Annotated in this window: 21 protein-coding genes; 16 read left to right on the top strand and 5 right to left on the bottom strand. The window is 74.2% G+C overall.

Annotation, left to right across the window (positions count from 1 at the left end; all coding sequences use genetic code 11):
* Window positions 1-29: 29 nt before the first annotated feature.
* Window positions 30-989 carry an NAD-dependent epimerase/dehydratase family protein gene (locus AMK13_RS27710; RefSeq protein ID WP_074004541.1) on the bottom strand — a complete coding sequence of 320 codons (960 nt, stop codon included), beginning with the start codon at window positions 987-989 and terminating at the stop codon, window positions 30-32.
* A 245-nt stretch (window positions 990-1,234) separates the two neighbouring features.
* On the opposite strand from AMK13_RS27710, the gene AMK13_RS27705 reads away from it, so the two are divergent.
* From AMK13_RS27705 to AMK13_RS27695, 3 genes are all read left to right on the top strand, one after another.
* On the top strand, window positions 1,235-2,251 hold the full coding sequence (locus tag AMK13_RS27705; protein WP_079272526.1) for a cytochrome c oxidase assembly protein: 1,017 nt from the start codon (window positions 1,235-1,237) through the stop codon (window positions 2,249-2,251).
* Window positions 2,252-2,376: 125 nt separating this feature from the next.
* Complete coding sequence (locus AMK13_RS27700; RefSeq protein WP_074004540.1) at window positions 2,377-3,021, top strand: YdcF family protein; 645 nt, start codon at window positions 2,377-2,379, stop codon at window positions 3,019-3,021.
* Between the two features lie 132 nt (window positions 3,022-3,153).
* A complete protein-coding gene (locus tag AMK13_RS27695; protein WP_074004539.1) occupies window positions 3,154-3,825 on the top strand; it encodes a hypothetical protein in 672 nt (223 codons plus the stop codon).
* Between the two features lie 72 nt (window positions 3,826-3,897).
* Here AMK13_RS27695 and AMK13_RS27690 read toward each other — a convergent pair whose 3' ends face one another.
* Window positions 3,898-6,120: an NADP-dependent isocitrate dehydrogenase gene (locus tag AMK13_RS27690; RefSeq protein ID WP_074004538.1), complete on the bottom strand. Its 2,223-nt coding sequence runs from the start codon at window positions 6,118-6,120 to the stop codon at window positions 3,898-3,900.
* A gap of 378 nt (window positions 6,121-6,498) precedes the next feature.
* On the opposite strand from AMK13_RS27690, the gene AMK13_RS43700 reads away from it, so the two are divergent.
* Both AMK13_RS43700 and AMK13_RS27680 read left to right on the top strand, forming a co-directional pair.
* Complete coding sequence (locus AMK13_RS43700) at window positions 6,499-6,867, top strand: SAV_915 family protein (protein ID WP_074004537.1); 369 nt, start codon at window positions 6,499-6,501, stop codon at window positions 6,865-6,867.
* Entirely contained in the window at window positions 6,864-7,190 is a 327-nt protein-coding gene (locus AMK13_RS27680; protein WP_049657428.1) for a hypothetical protein, read from the top strand. The genes AMK13_RS43700 and AMK13_RS27680 overlap by 4 nt, the downstream gene beginning before the upstream one ends.
* Before the next feature lie 67 nt (window positions 7,191-7,257).
* Here AMK13_RS27680 and AMK13_RS27675 read toward each other — a convergent pair whose 3' ends face one another.
* Together AMK13_RS27675 and AMK13_RS27670 are read right to left on the bottom strand one after the other, a co-directional pair.
* A complete protein-coding gene (locus AMK13_RS27675) occupies window positions 7,258-7,521 on the bottom strand; it encodes a hypothetical protein (protein ID WP_143204646.1) in 264 nt (87 codons plus the stop codon).
* A gap of 92 nt (window positions 7,522-7,613) precedes the next feature.
* Window positions 7,614-8,492: a DMT family transporter gene (locus tag AMK13_RS27670; RefSeq protein WP_074004535.1), complete on the bottom strand. Its 879-nt coding sequence runs from the start codon at window positions 8,490-8,492 to the stop codon at window positions 7,614-7,616.
* A gap of 276 nt (window positions 8,493-8,768) precedes the next feature.
* Between AMK13_RS27670 and AMK13_RS27665 the strand changes: the two genes are divergently transcribed.
* Both AMK13_RS27665 and AMK13_RS27660 read left to right on the top strand, forming a co-directional pair.
* Complete coding sequence (locus AMK13_RS27665) at window positions 8,769-9,689, top strand: serine/threonine dehydratase (protein ID WP_049658053.1); 921 nt, start codon at window positions 8,769-8,771, stop codon at window positions 9,687-9,689.
* Window positions 9,690-9,957: 268 nt separating this feature from the next.
* Window positions 9,958-11,619, top strand: coding sequence for an APC family permease (locus AMK13_RS27660; RefSeq protein ID WP_049658055.1), 1,662 nt, complete (start codon window positions 9,958-9,960; stop codon window positions 11,617-11,619).
* A gap of 61 nt (window positions 11,620-11,680) precedes the next feature.
* On the opposite strand, the gene AMK13_RS27655 is transcribed toward AMK13_RS27660, so the two are convergent.
* Window positions 11,681-13,402: an FAD-dependent oxidoreductase gene (locus AMK13_RS27655; RefSeq protein WP_380717571.1), complete on the bottom strand. Its 1,722-nt coding sequence runs from the start codon at window positions 13,400-13,402 to the stop codon at window positions 11,681-11,683.
* A 208-nt stretch (window positions 13,403-13,610) separates the two neighbouring features.
* Between AMK13_RS27655 and AMK13_RS27650 the strand changes: the two genes are divergently transcribed.
* The 9 genes from AMK13_RS27650 (at window position 13,611) to AMK13_RS27610 (ending at window position 20,425) form a co-directional block, all read left to right on the top strand.
* Entirely contained in the window at window positions 13,611-14,786 is a 1,176-nt protein-coding gene (locus tag AMK13_RS27650) for a SchA/CurD-like domain-containing protein (protein WP_074004533.1), read from the top strand.
* A gap of 27 nt (window positions 14,787-14,813) precedes the next feature.
* Window positions 14,814-15,239 (top strand): cupin domain-containing protein, encoded by a 426-nt coding sequence (locus tag AMK13_RS27645; RefSeq protein ID WP_074004532.1) that lies wholly within the window; start codon window positions 14,814-14,816, stop codon window positions 15,237-15,239.
* Window positions 15,236-16,492, top strand: a complete 1,257-nt coding sequence (locus tag AMK13_RS27640) for a beta-ketoacyl-[acyl-carrier-protein] synthase family protein (RefSeq protein WP_074004531.1) — start codon at window positions 15,236-15,238, stop codon at window positions 16,490-16,492. Before AMK13_RS27645 ends, AMK13_RS27640 begins: the two co-directional genes overlap by 4 nt.
* 5 nt (window positions 16,493-16,497) lie before the next feature.
* Entirely contained in the window at window positions 16,498-17,736 is a 1,239-nt protein-coding gene (locus AMK13_RS27635) for a beta-ketoacyl synthase N-terminal-like domain-containing protein (RefSeq protein ID WP_049659038.1), read from the top strand.
* A gap of 57 nt (window positions 17,737-17,793) precedes the next feature.
* Entirely contained in the window at window positions 17,794-18,054 is a 261-nt protein-coding gene (locus AMK13_RS27630; RefSeq protein ID WP_074004530.1) for an acyl carrier protein, read from the top strand.
* A gap of 1 nt (window position 18,055) precedes the next feature.
* Window positions 18,056-18,511, top strand: coding sequence for an SRPBCC family protein (locus AMK13_RS27625; RefSeq protein WP_049659036.1), 456 nt, complete (start codon window positions 18,056-18,058; stop codon window positions 18,509-18,511).
* A gap of 5 nt (window positions 18,512-18,516) precedes the next feature.
* Window positions 18,517-18,837: a TcmI family type II polyketide cyclase gene (locus AMK13_RS27620; protein WP_049659041.1), complete on the top strand. Its 321-nt coding sequence runs from the start codon at window positions 18,517-18,519 to the stop codon at window positions 18,835-18,837.
* A 337-nt stretch (window positions 18,838-19,174) separates the two neighbouring features.
* Window positions 19,175-19,627, top strand: coding sequence for a hypothetical protein (locus AMK13_RS27615; protein ID WP_074004529.1), 453 nt, complete (start codon window positions 19,175-19,177; stop codon window positions 19,625-19,627).
* 102 nt (window positions 19,628-19,729) lie between these two features.
* Window positions 19,730-20,425 carry a class F sortase gene (locus AMK13_RS27610; RefSeq protein WP_074004528.1) on the top strand — a complete coding sequence of 232 codons (696 nt, stop codon included), beginning with the start codon at window positions 19,730-19,732 and terminating at the stop codon, window positions 20,423-20,425.
* The last annotated feature ends 75 nt before the right edge of the window (window positions 20,426-20,500 follow it).

The following is a 20,500-nucleotide window of genomic DNA, read 5'->3' as shown; positions in this document are numbered from 1 at the left end:
GGCCGCGACGCCCGCCTCCCGGCGACCCCTCAGGGCCGGCCGAGCGCCTGGCGGTACCAGGGGGCGGCCTCGGGGAGGCGGGCCAGGGGGCCGGGGCCGGGCGGGCAGGCGGCGAGGTGCCAGATCCGGTCGCTGCGGTACCAGTGGTCGCGGGCGATCAGGCCGAACTGCCGCTCGGAGACCCGGCCGGGCGCGGCGGCCAGCAGTCGGCGGCACTCCTCCCAGGGGGTGTCCGGGCCGTCCGGGGCGGGCAGCAGGCCGAGGGCGGCCAGGGCCGTGAGCAGGTCGCCGCCGCGGACCGGGTCGGGGTGCGAGGCGTGGTGGACGCCCGGCGGGGCGGCCTGCCCGTCCAGGGCGAGCGCGGTGATCAGCCGGGCCAGGTCGGCGCGGTCGACCATCGAGAGCCGGGTGCGGCCGCCCTCCCAGCGGACCGGCACCCGGCGGACCAGCTCGGCCAGCGCGGGCACCACCCAGCGGTCCCCGGTGCCGGTCACCAGTCCGGGGCGCAGCACGCACCCGCCGGCCGCCAGCGCGTGGCGCTCGCCGAGCAGCCGGGTGCGGCTGGCCTCGGACACCGGGGCAGGCGGCACCTCGTCCACCTCGATGCCCTGGTGCGGGCCCTCGCCGTAGACCGCGGCCGTGGAGAGGTGGACGATCCGCCGCACCCCGGCGCGGGTGGCGGCCGCCATCAGGGCGGCGGTGCCCCGGTCGTTGACCGCCTCGCACTCCTCGGCTCCGCCGTCGACCCGGGAGGCGAGGTGCACCAGTGCCCCGGCGCCCGTACAGAGCTCCGTGAGCGCCGCCGGGTCGGCCAGGTCGCCCGGGACCCAGGCGGGGCCCGGTACGGCGTCCTGGGGCGGTGTGCGGGCCAGGGCGCGTACCCGGACGCCGCGCGCGGCGAGGGCCGCGAGCACGCCGGAGCCGATGAAGCCGGTCGCCCCGGTCAGCGCGACCGTGGTGGGCGCCGCGGGACCGTGTTCCGTCGCCATCTCCGAGCCTCCCTGCCGAATCCCCGAGCCCTCGGACTCCGAGCCCCGAGCCTCTCCGCCGACCGGCCGGTCAGTCTAGCCAGGAGGCGCTCCGGTGGGGAGACACCCGTACGGAGGGGGTGGGGGGATGGCCCGGGGTAAGGCCCACCTAGGCTGTATGTCAAGCAAAACGGGCGAACCGGACCCGCATTTTGGACCACGAGGACGGAAAGCAGGACCCGCCGATGGGCGACGGAATGTCAGGAATGCACCACCACGGCGGGATGACCCAACTAGGCCCGTTCAGCTTGTCCAACGTCTGGACCTGGTCCCCCGACTGGGTGTTCCTGCTCGGCGGACTGGTCCTCCTGGGGCTGTACGCGGCGGGCGTGGTGCGGCTGTACCGGCGCGGCGACCGCTGGCCGATCGGCCGGGCGGTCGGCTGGGCGGCGGGTGTCGCCACCATGCTGCTGGTCACCTGCACCGGGCTGAACGACTACGGCATGGTGCTGTTCAGCGCGCACATGATCCAGCACATGGTGCTCTCCATGCTGACGCCGATCCTGCTGCTGCTGGGCGCCCCGATCACGCTGGCGCTGCGCGCCCTGCGCCCGGCCGGCAAGGGCCGTCCGCGCGGGCCGCGCGAGCTGCTGGTGGCGCTGCTGCACAGCCGGTACATGCGGATCGTCTCGCACGCGGCGTTCACCATCCCGATGTTCATCGCGAGCCTGTACGGGGTCTACTTCACCCCGCTGTTCGACTTCCTGATGCAGTACCGCCTCGGGCACATCTTCATGATGGTGCACTTCCTGCTCACCGGTCTGGCCTTCTTCTGGCCGATCATGGGCGTGGACCCGGGCCCGCACCGCCCGGGCCACGTGATGCGGATCATCGAGCTGTTCATGGGGATGCCGTTCCACGCCTTCTTCGGCGTGGCGGTGATGATGGCGGGCCACCCGCTGGTCACCACCTTCACCGTGGAGGGCGCACCACCGGGGACGAACCTCCTGGAGGACCAGAAGCTGGCCGGCGGCATCACCTGGGCGTTCGGCGAGATCCCGACCGCGATCGTGCTGATCGCGCTGGTCTACCAGTGGATGGGCTCCGAACAGCGGCAGGCCCGCCGCCGCGACCGCTCCGAGGAGCGCACCGGCGACGCCGAGCTGGAGGCGTACAACGCCTACCTGGCCTCGCTGCACAAGCGCGACCGGCGCCCCGGCTCGGCTCCGGCCGCCCCGGTCGCCCCGGTGGCGGGCGCCACCCCGGCGGCCGAGGCCGGCTGAGGCCACCCCACCACTCACCGCGGAACGATCGTTCCCGGGAACCCCCGTTCCGCCTCCGGAACGGGGGTTCCGCCGTTCCGGGAGCGCCCCGGAACGGTCGTTCCGCCGCAGGCGTTCGAACGTATATGCACGTCCTGCTGTTCGTCGCCGTCCTGCTCTGCGGGTCCGTCCCGCTCTGGCTGCTCGGCTTCCTCGGCCTGGCGCTGTACCACCGCCGCCGGCCCGTGCCGGCCGGCTCCGACTACCTGGTGGTCCTGGGCGCCGCGCTGGAGGGCTGCGAGCCCGGGCCCCCGCTGGCGGCCCGGTTGGACGCCGCGCTGGAACGTTTCGCCGCCGAGGAGGCCGCCGGGTACGCCCCGCTGGTCGTGGTGACCGGCGGGAAGGGCCCGCACGAGGACTGCACCGAGGCCGCCGCGATGGCCCGCTACCTGGTCGCCCGGGGCGTCCCGGCCGAGCGGATCCGGCGCGAGGAGCGGGCCGTGAACACCGCCGAGAACCTGCGTTTCAGCGCCGCCCTGATGGCCGCCGAGCGCCCCGGCTACCGCTGCACGGTGGTCACCAACGGCTTCCACACCGTCCGCTCCGCCCTCGCCGCCCGCCGGGCCGGCGCCCCCGCCGCCGTGCTCGGCGCGGACGGCCCGCTGGCGCACGGCCCGTACCTCCTGCTGCGCGAGGCCGTCGGCACCGCCCTCGCCCTGTGGCGCCCGTACGGGGCCGCCCTGCTCCTGGTGGTGGCGGCCGGGGCCGGGGCGCTGCTCGGACTGTCCTGAGGACGGTCCCTGGGCAGCGCGGTCCCGGGGCAGAGCGGTCCCGGGGCACAGCGGTCCCGGGGCCGGGCTCTGGATCGTGTCGCACCCCTCCGCCAGGATGGAGGCGGAGCCGAGTGCGGAGGGGGCACGAGCGTGTCCAAGTGGAGCACGTTGCAGCGGGCCTGCGTCCTGGTGGCCCTGGCGGCCGCCCTGGTCGCGGCGGTGGTGGGCGGGCTGGCCGCCTGGCAGTGGGTGTTCGACGACCCGGGGTGGCTGTCCTGGCACGGGTGGGTGTTCGGGGCCGCCCTGCTGGCGGGCGCGGCGGCCTCGGGACCGTTCCTGCGGTACGAGGTCTCCCCCGGCGCGGTCGTGGGCATCGGCCTGTTCCTGCTCGTGCCGCCGCTGGTCGGCGTCCTGATGGCGGCGTCCGCCACGGACGACATCCAGAGCTGGATGCGCACCGACAAGGCGGTGACGGCCACCCTGAGCGGCTGCCACGTCTCCGGTTCGGAGACGCTGGAGAGCGACCGCGGCCCGATCGGCTCGATCGACGTCTACAGCTGCACCTACCGCTGGACGGCGGCCGGGCAGGACTGGGAGCAGGTCCGCCGCTCCCACGACGGCGACCACCCGGACGGCCATCGGGAACAGGTGTGGGCGGACGGTTCGACCGGCGAGGTGGCCGAGCACCGGCCGGTCAGGATCGGCATGGGCATCCTGGTCGCGCTCGCCTGTCTGGTCGGCACCGTGCTGGTGTGGGGCGGCCAGGCGCTCCTGCTGCACGAGACCGGCCTGCTCGGCCGCCGTCGGCCGGCCGGCGCCTGAGCACGGAGGAGGCCCCCGGGCTGGTCCGTACGGACCGACCCGGGGGCCTCCGGTGCCTCAACTCGCCTGGATTCAGCCGAGGTTGGCGAGCGCCTCGTTGAAGGTCTTCGACGGGCGCATCACGGCGGCGGCCTTGGCCGGGTCCGGCTGGTAGTAGCCGCCGAGGTCGACCGGCGAGCCCTGGACGGCGATCAGCTCGTCCACGATGGCCGACTCCTGCTCGGTCAGCGTCGCGGCCAGGCCGGCGAAGGCCTGGGCCAGCTCGGCGTCGTCGGTCTGCTTGGCCAGCTCCTGGGCCCAGTAGGTGGCCAGGTAGAAGTGGCTGCCGCGGTTGTCGATGCCACCGAGGCGGCGGCTCGGCGACTTGTCCTCGTTGAGGAAGGTGCCGGTGGCGCGGTCCAGGGTGTCGGCCAGCACCTGGGCGCGGGCGTTGTCCGTGGTGGTGGCCAGGTGCTCGAAGCTGGCGGCCAGCGCGAAGAACTCGCCCAGGCTGTCCCAGCGCAGGTAGTTCTCCTTGACCAGCTGCTGGACGTGCTTCGGGGCGGAGCCGCCGGCGCCGGTCTCGAACAGGCCGCCGCCCGCCATCAGCGGGACGACCGACAGCATCTTGGCGCTGGTGCCCAGCTCCAGGATCGGGAACAGGTCGGTCAGGTAGTCACGCAGCACGTTGCCGGTCACCGAGATGGTGTCCTCGCCGCGGCGGATGCGCTCCAGCGAGAACGTGGTGGCGTCGACCGGGGACTTGATCTCGATCTGCAGGCCGGTGGTGTCGTGCTCCGGCAGGTACTTCTTGACCTTCTCGATCAGCACCGCGTCGTGGGCGCGGTTCTCGTCCAGCCAGAACACCGCCGGGACGCCGGTGGCGCGGGCGCGGGTGACGGCCAGCTTGACCCAGTCCTGGATCGGCAGGTCCTTGGTCTGGCAGGCGCGGAAGATGTCGCCCGGCTGGACGGCCTGCTCCAGCACCACGTTGCCCTCGGCGTCGACCAGGCGGACGGTGCCCGCGGCGGCGATCTCGAAGGTCTTGTCGTGCGAGCCGTACTCCTCGGCCTTCTGGGCCATCAGGCCGACGTTCGGCACCGAGCCGATGGTCGCCGGGTCCAGGGCGCCGTGGGCGCGGCAGTCGTCGATGACGGCCTGGTACACGCCGGAGTAGCTGCTGTCCGGCAGCACGGCGAGGGTGTCGGCCTCCTTGCCGTCCGGGCCCCACATGTGGCCGGAGGTGCGGATCATGGCCGGCATCGAGGCGTCGACGATGACGTCGCTCGGCACGTGCAGGTTGGTGATGCCCTTGTCGGAGTCGACCATGGCCAGGGCCGGGCCCTCGGCCAGCTCGGCCTCGAAGAAGGCCTTGATCTCGGCGCCCAGGTGCGGCACGTTGTCGAGGCCGGCCAGGATGCCGCCGAGGCCGTTGTTCGGGTTCAGGCCGGCGGCGACGAGCACCTCGCCGTACTTGGCGAAGGTCTTCGGGAAGAAGGCGCGGACCACGTGGCCGAAGATGATCGGGTCGGAGACCTTCATCATGGTGGCCTTGAGGTGCACCGAGAACAGCACGCCCTCGGCCTTGGCCCGGGCGATCTGCGCGGCCAGGAACTCGTTCAGGGCGGCGACGTGCAGCACCGAGGCGTCGACGACCTCGCCCGCCAGCACCGGCACCTTCTCGCGCAGCACGGTGGTGGTGCCGTCCTCGCCGAGCAGCTCGATGCGCAGCGCACCGTCACCGGCGATCACGGCGGACTTCTCGGTCGACCGGAAGTCGTTCTCACCCATGGTGGCGACGTTGGTCTTGGAGTCGGCCGTCCAGGCACCCATGCGGTGCGGGTGGGTCTTGGCGTAGTTCTTGACCGACTGCGGGGCGCGGCGGTCCGAGTTGCCCTCGCGCAGGACCGGGTTGACGGCGCTGCCCTTGACCTTGTCGTAGCGGGCGCGGACGTCCTTGTCCTCGTCGGTCTGCGGGTCGTCCGGGTAGTCCGGCAGGGCGTAGCCCTGGGCCTGGAGCTCGGCGACGGCGGCCTTGAGCTGCGGCACCGAGGCCGAGATGTTCGGCAGCTTGATGATGTTGGCGTCCGGGGTCTTGGCCAGCTCACCCAGCTCGGCCAGCGCGTCGCCGATCCGCTGCGCCTCGGTCAGACGCTCCGGGAAGCTCGCGATGATCCGCCCGGCCAGGGAGATGTCGCGGGTCTCCACGCGCACACCCGCGGTCGAGGCGTACGCCTGCACCACGGGCAGGAACGAGTAGGTCGCCAGGGCCGGAGCCTCGTCGGTGTGCGTATAGATGATGGTCGAGTCAGTCATCGGTACTCCGCTTCACGTCTCCAACGTCTTGACGTCAAGATATCTCGTCACGGGCCTCCGACTCCACCTCCCCCCGTTTCCGGGCGCGCACCGGCCCGGTCGGCGGGCGCCCCGGCCCTCCCGGAGGGGCGTTCCGACGGGCGGCGTGGAGGACAGAACGGGGGACGGGTTCCACGGTCGTCCGGGTCGGGGCGCTCGGCAAGCGGAGCGCCCGACCAGTGGTTTGGTCCACTCGGGTGAGCCGAACGTCAGGAGTGCGTCAACGCACGACCGCATTCGGTCAACGGTGCGTCAGGACCGGAGCCTCCCGGGCCGGGTCGACCTAGCGTCGAGGCAGTAGTTCCGGCAGGCACCACCACCCCACTCGGGAGCATTCGCATGGCCCGCGCCGTCTGGCACGTTCCGGTCACCGTCTCCGGCACCGGAAGCACCACCGCACTCCGCCTGTTCCGCCTGCGCGACGGCCGCCGCTGTGCGGTCGGATTCTCCAGCCCCGAGGCCCTCGCCGCCCTCCTCGGGCCCGGCCAGGCCCGCACCGAGCTCGGCGAGCCCGCCCTCCGCGACCTCACCGCCCCGCTCGGGATCGACACCCTGGTACTGGACCCGCGGCTGGTCGCCCCCTCGGTCGCGGCCCCCTCCGCCGCCACTCCCTCCGCCACCGCCCCGTCCAGGACCGCCCCGCCCGGCCGCGCCCCCGTCGCGGCGCCCTCCGCCCCGGCCCCGACCGTCCAGTTCCAGCACCGGTGACCGCCCCGCTCCGGCTCGTCCCGGACGAGCCGGACCCGGCGGGGCGGGCCCGCCCGGCCCGGGCGCTGCACGCGATCGCCCGGATCAGCCACGGCCCCGTCCCGCTCGACTTCGACCGCCTCGCGGCGGAGTTCCCCGCCGTCCAGAGCGGCCTGGCCCTGGCCGGCGAGGCCGACCTCGAACTGCGCCTCGCCTGCACCGGCCCCGAGGAGTTACGGACGATCTCCACCGCCCTGTACCGCGCGGGCGCCGCCAAGGTGCGCGTCGACCTCGTCCTGCGCGCCCTCACCCCGGCCCCGGTCACCCTGCGCCCGGTGCCCTGACCGACCCCGTACGGGCTTCGCGCCCCGCTCCCCTGCCCGGGAGCGGGGCGCGGGGCCCGTACGGCGCTCACTCCTCCCCGGGCCGCGGGTTCGGGTTGACCGCCTGGCCGTCGATGGGCTCGCCCCAGGCGTCCTCGCCATCCGCGTCGACGCAGTAGCCGCTGCCCTCGACGTGCCCGCCCGCGCCCCGGCACTGGTCGGCGGTGACGTCCCGGCGCCCGGTCGCCGCCGCCGGACCGGCGGCGGCCACGGTCCCGGCCGCGGTGAGCGGGAGGAGCAGGAGGGCGGAGGCGGTCGCGGCGGCCACCCGGGCCGGCAGTGAGCTGTTCATGCGGACCACGACAGCACGCCACCGGACCCCCGGCGACCACAGGACGCCCGCCCGGGTGGCCCCCGCCCTCCGCCGCTCCCGCGCCGGAGCCGCTACTCCCGCGCCAGCGCCGCGATGGCCGCGAGCAGCAGCGCCGAGCCCGCCAGCAGGCCCGCCGTCAGCGGCTCGCCGAGGCAGAGCACGCCGATCACCGCCGCGGTCGCGGGCTCCAGCAGGACCAGCACCGCGGCCGTCGTGCTGGGCACGGTGGTCAGGCCGGTGAAGTACCAGCGGTAGGCGAACAGGGTGGGCACGGTGCCGAGGAAGAGCAGCGCCACCGCGGTCACCAGCGGGTCCCCGTCGACCGGCAGGACGCCCTGGACGCCCTGGACGGCGACGAGCGGAAGCAGGCAGAGCAGCCCGGTGGTGAAGGCGCCGGTGCCGGCCCGGGCCGAGCCGCCGCCCCGGGCCCAGAGGGTGAGGCCGCTCTGGCCGGCGCCCGCGAGGACGGCCAGCGCGACGCCGAGGGCCGGGCGCGGGCCCGCCGCCGGGGCGGCCACCAGCAGGGCGAGGCCGGCCAGGGCCAGGGCGACCGCGGCCGCCGTTCGACGGGTCAGGCGTTCGCCGAGCAGCAGGTGGGCGCCGAGGCTGGTGAACACCGGGCCGGCGCCGATGGTGATCAGGGTGCCCAGCCCGAGGCCCGCGTACCGCACCGAGCCGAAGTAGGCGCACTGGCTGACCGCCAGACCGAGCCCGGTCAGCGCGGCGGCGCGCCACCCGGCGGCGCCCCGCCCGGCGCGCGGCCGGCGGCCCGGCAGCAGGGCCAGGCAGAGCGCGGCGACGCCGAAGCGCCAGCAGGAGACGCCCGCCGGGCCGAGTCCGCTGGTGCTCATCAGCAGTGCGGAGACGGCGCCGCCGACGCCCCAGGCGACGGCGGCGGCGGAGATGGACAGGAGGCCGCGCCGGAAGGGCACGGCGGTGTACGAGGTCATGCGTCGGTACTCCACGATGAGTTGCCGGTTCAGGTCCGCTGGGTACGCGGGCGGCAGTCATCGCCCCGGCTGCGGGCAGTCCCGTCGAGCCGGAGGAGGTGGAGTGGGCCGCCCGCTAGCGGGCCGGCGGGGGGAGGATCACGAATCGCACGGGGCCAGCCTACGCGCGGTCCGGCCCCGGCGTTCGTGATCTTTCCTTCGCCCACGGACGGGACGTACGGTCGTCCTGGCCGGGACTCCCGGTGGCACGTCCCCTCGACGAAGGAGCGGAACACGATGGACCAGCTGACGTACGACGAGGTCGAGGCCGCCGGGAAGCGGATCGCCGGGCGGGTGCGCCCGGTGGCGGTGGCACCGGGGGACGACGGCGGACGGACCTGGCTGGCGCTGGAGTTCCTCCAGCACACCGGCAGCTTCAAGGCGCGCGGCGCGCAGAACTTCCTGCTGGCGCACGCCGAGGCGGGCACCCTCCCGGACGCCGGGGTGACCATCGCCTCGGGCGGCAACGCCGGGCTTGCCTGCGCCTGGGCGGCCCGCGAACTCGGCGTCCGGGCAACGGTGTTCCTGCCCGAGACGGCCTCCCCGGTGAAGCTGGCGCGGCTGCGCTCGTACGGCGCCGAGGTACGGCTGGCGGGCCGGGAGTACGCGGAGGCGCTGGCCGCCTGCGAGGAGTTCGCGGCCGGCAGCGGGGCGCTGTCCTCGCACGCGTACGACCACCCGCTGATCGCCGCCGGCGCCGGGACGGTCCTGTCGGAGATCCGCGCCGGGGTGCCCGGGCTGGACACGGTGGTGGTGTCGGTCGGCGGCGGCGGGCTGTTCGCCGGGGTGGCGGTGGCGGCCCGCGAGCACGGCATCCGGGTGCTCGCCGTGGAGCCGACGGGCAGCCGCGCGCTGAACGCCGCCCTGGCCGCGGGCCGCCCGGTGGACGTCCCGGTGGACTCCGTCGCCCAGGACTCGCTCGGGGCCCGCCGGGCCACCGCCCTCGCCGTGGACGCCGCCGCGCACGAGGGCGTCCGGTCGGTGCTGGTCGACGACGAGGCCATCGTGCGCGCCCGCCGGCAGCTCTGGGAGGACCGCCGGATCGCCGTCGAGTACGCGGCCGCCACGGCGCTCGCCGCCGTCGACCGGGCCGAGGGCGAGCGCGTCGCCGTGCTGCTCTGCGGCGCCAACACCGACCCGTCCGATCTGGTGGACTAGCGCCGCTCCGCTATACGGAGCCCACTATTCCCATCCTCGGGAATTTCCCCTATCATGCGACCCCGCACTGCGCGGCCCGAATTTCGGTCGGATCGATCGGATACGTAATATGCCGGGCGCCATAACGCCCCCTACCTGCAAGGACGTCCAGAAAAGAATGTAAACATTCAGTAATGAAATCTGTGCAGAGGGGGCTGAAAAGTCCTAGTGTGTGGCAACTCTCATCGCTCCGCCCACCCCGGAGTCCCCACACACAGAGAGATCGTTCATGGCTTCCCTCAACCAGATCTCGCCGCCCGGCCAGGGCACCGGTTCCGAAACCGGCACCGCCCAGCGGTCACTGCGCCGCCACGTCGGCCTCGTCGGCCTCATGTGGGCCTCGGTCGGCTCGATCATCGGCTCCGGCTGGCTGTTCGGCGCCAAGGAGGGCGTCGTGGCGGCCGGCCCGGCCGCCGTCGTCTCCTGGGGCATCGGCACGGTGGCGATCGTGCTGCTCGCGCTCGTGCACGCCGAGCTCGGCAGCATGTTCCCGGTCTCGGGCGGTACCGCGCGGTACCCGCACTACGCCTTCGGCGGCCTCGCCGGGATGTCCTTCGGCTGGTTCTCCTGGCTCCAGGCGGCCACCGTCGCGCCGATCGAGGTCGAGGCGATGATCGGCTACGCCCGGCACTGGCCCTGGGCGGGCGGCCTGCTCAACGACAACAACACCCTCACCGCCAGCGGCTTCGCCGTCGCCACCGTCCTCATGGCGGTGTTCGTCGCGGTGAACTTCCTGGGCGTGCGCGTCCTGGCCCGCACCAACAACGTCGCCACCTGGCTGAAGATCTTCGTCCCGCTGTTCACGATCTTCGTGCTCGCCGTGACCAACTTCCACGGCTCCAACTTCACCTCGCACGGCTTCGCCCCGTTCGGCGCCCAGGGCGTGCTCGCGGCGATCAGCACCAGCGGCATCATCTTCGCCCTGCTCGGCTTCGAGCAGGCCATCCAGCTGGCCGGCGAGAGCCGCAACCCCAAGCGCGACATCCCCCGCGCCGTCCTCGGCTCGGTCGCCATCGGCGCCGTGGTCTACACCCTGCTCCAGGTCGTCTTCATCGGCGCGCTGCCGGTCAGCTCCTTCGCCAACGGCTGGGACAAGCTCGACTTCCCCGGCATCGACGGCCCCTTCGCGGGCCTCGCCACCACCGTCGGCCTCGGCTGGCTGGCCTGGGTGCTGTACGCCGACGCCGTGATCTCCCCCGGCGGCAGCGGGCTGATCTACACCACCTCGACCTCGCGCATCTCCTACGGCCTGAGCCGCAACGGCTACGCCCCGCAGCGCTTCGAGGAGCTGGACAAGAACGGCGTGCCGTGGTTCGGCCTGGTCATCGCCTTCGTCACCGGCGTGATCTGCTTCCTGCCCTTCCCGAGCTGGCAGGAGCTGGTCGGCTTCATCACCTCCGCCAGCGTGCTGATGTACGCCGGCGCCCCGCTGGCCTTCGGCGCGATGCGCCGCCGGCTGCCCGACCGCGAGCGCCCCTACCGGCTGCCGGCGGGCGGCGTGATCTCCCCGGCCGCGTTCGTGGTCTCCAGCCTGATCATCTACTGGTCCGGCTGGCACACCCTCTCCCGCCTGGGCATCGCGATCGTGCTTGGCTACGTCCTGCTCGGGAGCTACGCCGCGTACGCGATCAGGAAGGGCCTGCCGAACGCGCCGCGACTGAGCTGGAAGGCCGCCCAGTGGCTGCCGCCCTACCTGATCGGCCTCGGCCTGATCTCCTGGCTCGGCGGCTTCGGCGACGGCATCGGCCGGATCCCGCTGTGGACCGACATGGCCCTGGTGTCGGTGTTCTCGGTGGCCATCTACTACTGGGCGATCCGGGTGGCGCTGCCGGCCGAGGAGATCGAGCAGGAGGTCGCCGACGTCGAGGTGGTCGACGAGGGCGGCCACTGACCGACGACGAACGACAGGACGGGCCCGCCGGCCGTGCGACCGGCGGGCCCGTCCGCGTCCGTCAGAGGCTCAGCACCGTCCGCAGCGCCGCGGCGAACTCGGCCTCCGCGTCCCGCGGCGGGCCGGGCGAGCGCCAGGCGACGAAGCCGTCCGGGCGGACCAGCACCGCGCCCAGCGGGCCGATGCCGTGCAGGGCGGCGAAGTCCGCGCCGGGCTCCGGCGCCAGGTCGTCCTCGGCCCCGTCGCCGATCCGGAAGCCGTCCAGCGGGACGGCCAGCCGGTCGGCCGCGCGCCGGGCGCCCGCCTGCCAGGCACCGCCCTCGGGGCCGGTGAGCAGCACCATCGTCTGCTCGTACAGGTCCAGCGTGGAGAGCCTCACCCCCGCCCGCAGCAGCCACTGGTGCGGGGCCCGGCTGCCCGGCTCGCCCGCCGACTCGAACTGCTCGGGGACCACCGGGCCGTCCCGGTCCGCACCGACCACCGCGCCCACCGGGTACCGGTAGCCGAGCGCCACCGCCAGCACCCCGGCCTGCCGGCCCGCGCCGGGCACCACCGCGTAGCCCGGGTGGCTGTGCTCGGCGGACCGCGCCGAGGCCCGCTCGCCGGTCACCCGGGCGACCGGGCGGCGCTCCTGCCCGTACGTCTCCAGCAGCCCCGGCCCGGCCCAGCCGCAGAGCACGGCGGAGATCTTCCACGCCAGGTTGTGGGCGTCCTGGATGCCGGTGTTGGAACCGAACGCCCCGGTCGGGGACATCTCGTGGGCGGAGTCCCCGGCGAGCAGGACCCGCCCGGCGCCGTACCGCTCGGCCACCCGCTCGGCGGCGTGCCAGGGCGCCCGGCCGGTGACCTCGACGTCCAGTTCCGGCAGGCCGACGGCGGTGCGGATGTGCCGTTCGCAGCGCTCGTCGGTGAAGGCCTCCAGCGGCTCGCCGTGCTCGGGGTGCCAGGGCGCGTGGAAGACCCACTCCTCCTGGTTGTCCACCGGCAGCAGCGCGCCGTCCGCCTCCGGGTTGGTCAGGTAGCAGGCGATGAAGTGCCGGTCGCCGACCACCTCGGCCAGGCGCTTGGCCCGGAAGGTGATGCTGACGTTGTGGAACAGCTCGCCCTTGCCGGACTGGCCGATGCCCAGCCGCTCGCGGACCGGGCTGCGCGGGCCGTCCGCGGCGATCAGGAACTCCGAGCGCACCACCCGCCGCTCGCCGCTCTCCCGGCTGCGCAGCACCGAGGTGACGCCCTCCGCGTCCTGCTCGAAGGAGACCAGTTCGGTGCTGAACCGCAGGTCGCCGCCGAGTTCGCGGGCGGCCCGCCGCAGCACCGGCTCCAGGTCGTTCTGGCTGCACAGGCACCAGGAGCTGGGGCTGAACCGGGCCAGCCGGCCGCCCGGGTCGATCTCCCGGAACAGCCACTCCTGCTCGGCGCCGGTCAGCGACGGCGCTTGGAGGATGCCGTGGTTGGGGGCCAGGATCGAGGCCGCCTCACGGATCGCGGGTTCGATCCCGGCCACCCGGAACAGCTCCATGGTGCGGACGTTGTTGCCGCGCCCCCGCGGGTGGTGCGAGGTGTCGGCGTGCTTCTCGACCAGCAGGTGCCCGACCCCGAGCCGCCCGAGGAAGAGCGAGGCCGACAGCCCGACCAGCGAGCCGCCCACGATGAGGACCGGCACCCGGTCGTCAACCTTCGGATTCATCAATTGCTCCACCCTGTCAGGGGATTCCGCGGCCCGGAGACTGGGCTCGGCGCCGCCCTCGGCGGGCCCGCTCGACCGGGGGCCCCGCTCTTCCATCCCCCGCCGGAGGGGGCCCGTGGCGCCCCTTCGCCCGGATGGCCCGCAAATCTCGCGCCGCGCCCGCCGCGCCGCCCACGATCGACCTCAGGCCTGGCGCCGACGCGCCCGGCCGACCCGCCGTCGCACCGCCCTCCCAGGCCGGGGAGCACCCGCCGGGCACGGCCGACACGGCCCGCAGCGTGCGGCCCAGAGCAGAAAGTGGATCATGACAACTCTGTCCGAACCCCAGCCGAAGCAGCACGACGAGGCCGACACCCGGCTGCGGGTCGTGCTGATGCTGGAGATCCAGGACGGCGCCCAGCAGCGCTTCCTCGACGTGTACGAGCAGCTGCGCCACCAGGTGGCCTCGGTCCCCGGACACGTCAGCGACCAGCTGTGCCAGTCGATCAACGACCCGCGCCAGTGGCTGATCACCAGCGAGTGGAAGGACCAGGAGACCTTCCTGGAGTGGGTGGACAGCCCGGCCCACCGGGAGATGGTCAAGCCGATGCACGGCTGCGTCAGCGACAACTTCCGCTCGCTGCGCTACGCCGTGCTGCGCGAGACCTCCGCGGCCGGCTCGACCGGCACCCGGGCCCCGATGGAGGTGCCGCCCGGGCTGCCGCGCACCACTCCCGCCGGGCACGTCGGCCCGCCCAGGGTCGACCCCGGCCCGGACGGGGTGGTGCGCCACGCGCTGACCTTCACCGTCAAGCCCGGCAGCGAGCCCGAGGTGGCCCGCATCCTCTCCGGCTACGCCTCCCCCCGGGCCGAGGTGGACGAGCACACCCGGCTGCGCCGCACCTCGCTGTTCATGCTCGGCAACCGGGTGGTCCGCGCCGTCGAGGTGATCGGCAACCTCGGCGACGCGCTGCGCCACGTGGCGATGCAGCCCGAGGTGCGGGCCGTCGAGGAGGCGCTCAACCCGCACCTGGAGGAGAGCCGCCAACTGGGCGACCCGCAGGCCGCCCGGGCGTTCTTCGCCAGGGCCGCGCTGCCCGCCCGGCACCAGGCGATCGCCAGCTCCCCCGCCCCCGCCCGGCTGCACCGGCACGCCGTGCTCTACCCGGTGCGCCCGGACCGCGGGCAGGAGGTGGCCGAGCTGCTGGCCGAGCACGACAACCTCGCCACCGCCGACCCGACCGGGCCGGTCGCGGCGGCCACCGTCTTCCACCGCGAGGACGTGGTGGTCCGCCTGGTCGACCTGCGGGTGCCGGCCGAGGCCGACCCGGCGGCCGCCCTCGGCGTGGCCGACGACCGGCAGGCCGCCGTGCTCGCCGGGCTGCTCGACCTCGGCCCGCAGGGCGACCTGCGCACCGCCGCCGGGCTCGGCGCCTTCCTCGCGGCCCGCGCCATGAACCCGGTCACCGACCGCAGTTCCGCCGACCCGATCAACAACTGACGTTCCGTCATCTCACGGGAGATCTCCATGACCACGCAGTCCCCACGGATCGTCAGCGTCCACGAGGCACCGGAGAACCGCCGCCACGGCGCCGAGCTGCGCACCATGCTCACCCCGACCAGCTGCGGCGCGACCAGCGGCTTCATGGGCCTGGCGATCGTCCGGCCCGGCGAGCGGATCGGCGAGCACTACCACCCGTACTCCGAGGAGTTCGTGTTCGTCGTCTGCGGCGACCTGGAGGTGGACCTGGACGGGAAGCCCCATCCGCTCAAGCCGGACCAGGGCCTGATGATCCCGATCAACATGCGCCACCGCTTCCGCAACGTCGGCGACACCGAGGCCCGGATGGTCTTCCACCTCGGCCCGCTCGCCCCGCGCCCCGACCTCGGCCACGTGAGCACCGAGGGGACCGCGGCCTCCGGCCCGCCGGAACACGCCAAGGTGGTCTCGTGACCCGGCGCGTCGCCGTCACCGGGATCGGCGTGGTCGCCCCCGGCGGGGTCGGCGTCCCGGCGTTCTGGGAGCTGCTGACCTCCGGCCGCACCGCGACCCGGGGCATCACGCTGTTCGACCCCACCGGGTTCCGCTCCCGGATCGCCGCCGAGGTGGACTTCGACCCGGCGGCCCACGGGCTGGGCCCGGAGGACGTCCAACGGGCCGACCGCTACGTGCAGTTCGCGATGGTCGCGGCCGACGAGGCGATCGCCGACGCCGGCCTGGACCTGACCGCCGAGGACCCGTGGCGGATCTCCGTCTCGCTCGGCACCGCCGTCGGCGGCACCACCCGGCTGGAGCACGACTACGCCCTGGTGAGCGCGGCCGGCGCCCGCTGGGACGTGGACCACCGGCAGGCCGAACCGCAGCTGCACCGGGCCTTCGCGCCCAGCACGCTGGCCTCCGCGGTGGCCGAGCGGACCGGCGCGCACGGCCCCGTGCAGACCGTCTCCACCGGCTGCACCTCCGGCCTGGACGCGATCGGCTACGGCTTCCAGGCGGTCGAGGAGGGACGCGCCGACATCTGCCTAGCCGGCGCCTCCGACTCCCCGATCTCGCCGATCACCGTCGCCTGCTTCGACGCCATCAAGGCCACCAGCGAGCGCAACGACGACCCGCGGCACGCCTCCCGCCCCTTCGACGCCGACCGGGACGGCTTCGTGCTCGGCGAGGGCGGCGCCGTCCTGGTCCTGGAGGAGCTGGAGCACGCCCGACGCCGCGGCGCCCGGGTCTACGGCGAGATCGGCGGCTTCGCCACCTTCGGCAACGCCTACCACATGACCGGCCTCACCAAGGAGGGGCTGGAGATGTCCCGGGCGATCGACCACGCGCTCGCCCACGCCCGGGTGGACCGCACCGAGGTGGACTACGTCAACGCGCACGGCTCGGGCACCAAGCAGAACGACCGGCACGAGACCGCCGCGGTCAAGCGCTCGCTGGGCGCGCACGCCTTCAGGACCCCGATGAGCTCGATCAAGTCGATGGTCGGGCACTCGCTCGGCGCGATCGGCGCCATCGAGGTCGTCGCCTGCACCCTGGCGCTCGCCCACGGGGTCGTGCCGCCGACCGCCAACTACGAGACTCCGGACCCGGAGTGCGACCTCGACTACGTGCCGCGCACCGCGCGCGAGCTGCCGCTGAGCCGCATCCTCTCGGTCGGCAGCGGATTCGGCGGATTCCAGTCCGCCGTCGTGCTCAACAGAACGGGGTGAGTTCCATGACGTCACGTCAGCAGGGCCGCCGGGCGGTGATCACCGGGCTCGGCGTGGTGGCTCCGAACGGGGTCGGGGCCGACGCCTTCTGGAAGGCCACCAGGCAGGGCGTGAGCGTCCTCGACCGGATATCCCGCGAGGGCTGCACCGGGCTTCCGCTCCGGATCGCGGGCCAGGTGAACGGCTTCGATCCGCAGTCGGCGATCGACAACCGCTTCCTGGTGCAGACCGACCGCTTCACGCACTACGCGATGGCCGCCGCCGACCTGGCGGTGGCGGACGCCGGGTTCCGGCCCGACCCGGAACAGCCCTTCGCGGTCGGCGTGGTGACCGCGGCCGGCTCCGGCGGCGGCGAGTTCGGCCAGCGCGAGCTCCAGCAGCTCTGGGGCCAGGGGCCCCGGTTCGTCGGCCCGTACCAGTCCATCGCCTGGTTCTACGCGGCCAGCACCGGTCAGATCTCGATCCGCGGCGGCTACAAGGGCCCGTGCGGGGTGGTAGCCAGCGACGAGGCCGGCGGCCTGGACGCCCTCGCGCACGCCGCCCGCACGATCGAGCGCGGCACCGACGCGGTGGTGGTCGGCGCCGCCGAGGCCCCGCTGGCGCCGTACTCGATGGTCTGCCAGCTCGGCTACCCCGAGGTCAGCCTGGCCGGGCGGGCCGAGCGGGCGTACCTGCCGTTCACCGCGCTGGCCTGCGGCTTCTCCCCCGCCGAGGGCGGCGCGATGCTGCTGCTGGAGGACGAGCAGGCGGCCCTCCTGCGCGGCGCCCGCATCCGGGCCCGACTGGTCGGCCACGGCGCCACCTTCACCGGGGCCTCCCGCTGGGCGGAGTCCCGGGAGGGGCTGGCGGCCGCGATCCGGATCGCGCTGGACGAGGCCCGCATCGCGCCCGAGGAGATCGACGTGGTCTTCGCGGACGCCCTGGGGGTGCCGGAGGCCGACCGGGCCGAGGCCCTGGCGCTCGCCGACGCGCTCGGCCCGGCCGCCGAACGCGTCCCGGTCACCGCGCCCAAGACCGGTACGGGGCGCGCCTACTGCGGCGCCCCGATGCTCGACGTGACCGCCGCCGTGCTGGCCATGGAGGACGGCGTGCTGCCGCCCACCCCCAACGTCACCGAGGTCTGCCACGACCTCGCCCTGGTGACCGGCCGCGCCCGCCCGGCCGAACTGAACACCGCCCTGGTGGTCAGCCGCGGGCTGATGGGCTCCAACTCCGCGCTGGTGGTCCGGCGCTGGCGGCCCTGAACCGCCGCGCGGACCACCGCCCCGCACCACCCCGTCACACCTCCGAAAGGGACACCCGTGAGCAACACCCTCAGCTATCCGGAACTCGCCGTCCTGCTCCAGTCCCGGGCCGGCGTCACCGTCGACCCGGGCGACCTGGCGCGGCCGGGCGCGGAGTTCGACACGTTCGGCGTCGACTCGCTCGGCCTGCTCGGCGTGGTCGGCGAGCTGGAGAACCGGCACGGCCTCAAGGTCACCTCGGGCGCCGAGTCGGCCAAGACCCCGGCCGAGTTCCTGGAACTGGTCAACTCCTCCCTCGCCACGAAGGCTGGTGCCTGAGATGCCCGGACACACCGACAACGAGATCGTCATCGCCGCCCCGCTCGACCTGGTCTGGGAGATGACCAACGACCTGGAGAACTGGCCGCAGCTGTTCAGCGAGTACGCCTCGGTGGAGGTGCTGGACCGGCAGGGCGAGCTCGTCCGGTTCCGGCTCACCATGCACCCCGACGAGAACGGCCAGGTGTGGAGCTGGGTCTCCGAGCGGGAGACCGACCGGGACGCGCTCGCGGTGCGCGCCCGCCGGGTCGAGCCCGGCCCGTTCGAGTTCATGGAGATCCGCTGGGAGTACGCGGAGGCGCCGGCCGGCACCAGGATGCGCTGGATCCAGGACTTCGCCATGAAGCCGACCGCCCCGGTCGACGACGAGGGCATGACCGGCCACATCAACCGCAACTCGAAGATCCAGATGCAGCTGATCCGGGAGAAGGTCGAGAAGCGGGCGGCGGAGCTGTGACCGGCCTGCACCGGGCGCTGATCGTCGCCCGGATGAAGCCCGAGGCCGCGCCGGACATCGCCGAGGTGTTCGCCGAGTCCGACCAGGGCGAACTGCCGCACCTGATCGGCGTCACCGGCCGCAGCCTCTTCCAGTTCGGCGACGTCTACCTCCACCTGATCGAGGCCGACCGCCCGCCGGGCCCCGCCGTCGCCAAGGTCGTCGGGCACCCGGAGTTCCGGACCGTCAGCGACCGCCTGACCGCCTACGTGCAGGCGTACGACCCGGCCACCTGGCGGGAGCCGAAGGACGCCATGGCACGGGAGTTCTACCGCTGGGACCGCTGACCCGGCGGCTCCCCGACGGGGCCGCTGCCCCCGCGGCTACCCGACGGGCCCGCTGATCCAGCCCCCGATGGGCCCGCCCCCGGCCGTGCGCCGGGGGCGGGCCCACGTGCGTCCGGCCGGACGGCCCCCCGGGTGGATTCACCCGGATCACCCGGCCAGCCGGGTGAACACACCCGGGACTCCACCCGAAGGGCGCACGCCGCGCACCGGCGCTGCCACACTCCGGTGGCAGGCGGCCGCACGGTGGATGACGGTGGATCAGGCGCACCCCCCGCGAGTCCCCTTGTCCGGCACCGTGTCGGCAGTCGCGGTCCTGCGCGCCGGAAGGATCATCCTCATGCGTTCTGCACGCACGCTGCTCGCCGGGGCGGCCGTCGCCGCCGTCCTGACCGTCGGTACCCCCATCGCCTTCGCCGACGGTGCCGACCAGGGCAAGAACCTGACCTGGCAGGAGAAGCAGGAGAAGACCGAGAGGGCCTCCGACAACTCCAAGGGCAACGACGACAGGAAGGGCGGCGCCTCCGAGGAGCACAAGGGCTCCGACGAGCGGAAGGGCGACGACGAACACAAGGGTTCCGACGAGCACAAGGGCGGCGACGAACACAAGGGCGGCGAGGCCAGGGGGGACGAGGACCACAAGTCCCCGCACGGCGGCGTGCACACCGGTGGCGGCGGCCTGGCGCTGTCCGGCGGCGGGCTCGCCTCCGGCGCGGTGCTGCTGCTCGGCGGCCTCGGGGCGGGCGCGTACGCCCTGCGCCGCGGCCGCCGTGCCTCCGGCGCGGTCGCCTGACGCCGGGCACCCTGCTTCCGCCGCCTCCGGGCGCCCACCCGCACGGGGCGGGCGCACCGGGGGCGGCGGGCCGTCGCGGAACCGGTTGAGCGGAGGAGAGGAATGACGGGCGGTCCCGCCTCTGGAATGCCCCGGCTGCTGCGTGCGGGGATGGGCACGGCAGCGGTCGGGCTGCTGCTGATCTACAACTCGGTGGACACCCGGTCGGACGCGGGCGCGGAGGACGGCAGGCCCGCTCCCCCGGCGGCCGCCGCGCCGGCCGTCCCCGGGCCGGCGGGGGCCGGCGCCCCGGACCCGGCGGCCCCGGCCGCCGCCCCGGGGACGCCCGCGCTCGAACGCGCCAAGCCGACCCGGCTGCGGATCCCGCAGATCGCCGTCGACGCGCCGTTCACCGAGCTGGCCCTCAACCCCGCGGGCCAGCTCGACGCGCCGCCGCCGGACGACAAGAACCTGGTCGGCTGGTACCGGGACGGCGTCACCCCGGGCGAGCGCGGCAGCGCGGTGCTGGCCGGGCACGTGGACACCACCAAGGGCCCGGCGGTGTTCCTGCTGCTGAGCTTCCTGCTGCCGGGCAACAAGGTCGAGGTGAGCCGCGCGGACGGGACGGTCGCGGTGTTCTCGGTGGACTCGGTGGAGACCTTCGCCAAGAACGCCTTCCCCGACGCCAGGGTCTACGGCAGGACCCCCGACGCCCAGCTCCGGCTGATCACCTGCGGCGGCGCGTACGACAAGAAGCGGCGGGACTACCTGGACAACGTGGTGGTCTTCGCCCATCTGGAGTCCTCGCACCCGGCCTGACCCGGCCCGCGCACGACGACCGCCGGCCCCCGATGTCCGGGGGCCGGCGGTCGTTCTCGTCGTACGGTCGTTCTC

The organism is Streptomyces sp. CB02056 (assembly GCF_001905545.1).
Taxonomy (GTDB): Bacteria; Actinomycetota; Actinomycetes; order Streptomycetales; family Streptomycetaceae; genus Kitasatospora.
The sequence above is the reverse complement of the archived record's forward strand: the minus strand, read 5'-3'. Positions and strand labels throughout refer to the sequence as shown.

Excerpts from the sequence above, each read along its gene's own strand:
- AMK13_RS27700 (WP_074004540.1), top strand. The coding sequence starts at position 2,377 with ATGCACGTCCTGCTGTTCGTCGCCGTCCTGCTCTGCGGGTCCGTCCCG.
- AMK13_RS27705 (WP_079272526.1), top strand. The coding sequence starts at position 1,235 with ATGCACCACCACGGCGGGATGACCCAACTAGGCCCGTTCAGCTTGTCC.
- AMK13_RS27670 (WP_074004535.1), bottom strand. The coding sequence starts at position 8,492 with ATGACCTCGTACACCGCCGTGCCCTTCCGGCGCGGCCTCCTGTCCATC.
- AMK13_RS27675 (WP_143204646.1), bottom strand. The coding sequence starts at position 7,521 with ATGAACAGCTCACTGCCGGCCCGGGTGGCCGCCGCGACCGCCTCCGCC.
- AMK13_RS27665 (WP_049658053.1), top strand. The coding sequence starts at position 8,769 with ATGGACCAGCTGACGTACGACGAGGTCGAGGCCGCCGGGAAGCGGATC.
- AMK13_RS27690 (WP_074004538.1), bottom strand. The coding sequence starts at position 6,120 with ATGACTGACTCGACCATCATCTATACGCACACCGACGAGGCTCCGGCC.
- AMK13_RS27660 (WP_049658055.1), top strand. The coding sequence starts at position 9,958 with ATGGCTTCCCTCAACCAGATCTCGCCGCCCGGCCAGGGCACCGGTTCC.
- AMK13_RS43700 (WP_074004537.1), top strand. The coding sequence starts at position 6,499 with ATGGCCCGCGCCGTCTGGCACGTTCCGGTCACCGTCTCCGGCACCGGA.
- AMK13_RS27610 (WP_074004528.1), top strand. The coding sequence starts at position 19,730 with ATGACGGGCGGTCCCGCCTCTGGAATGCCCCGGCTGCTGCGTGCGGGG.
- AMK13_RS27615 (WP_074004529.1), top strand. The coding sequence starts at position 19,175 with ATGCGTTCTGCACGCACGCTGCTCGCCGGGGCGGCCGTCGCCGCCGTC.
- AMK13_RS27645 (WP_074004532.1), top strand. The coding sequence starts at position 14,814 with ATGACCACGCAGTCCCCACGGATCGTCAGCGTCCACGAGGCACCGGAG.
- AMK13_RS27710 (WP_074004541.1), bottom strand. The coding sequence starts at position 989 with ATGGCGACGGAACACGGTCCCGCGGCGCCCACCACGGTCGCGCTGACC.
- AMK13_RS27625 (WP_049659036.1), top strand. The coding sequence starts at position 18,056 with ATGCCCGGACACACCGACAACGAGATCGTCATCGCCGCCCCGCTCGAC.
- AMK13_RS27635 (WP_049659038.1), top strand. The coding sequence starts at position 16,498 with ATGACGTCACGTCAGCAGGGCCGCCGGGCGGTGATCACCGGGCTCGGC.
- AMK13_RS27650 (WP_074004533.1), top strand. The coding sequence starts at position 13,611 with ATGACAACTCTGTCCGAACCCCAGCCGAAGCAGCACGACGAGGCCGAC.
- AMK13_RS27655 (WP_380717571.1), bottom strand. The coding sequence starts at position 13,402 with ATGGAAGAGCGGGGCCCCCGGTCGAGCGGGCCCGCCGAGGGCGGCGCC.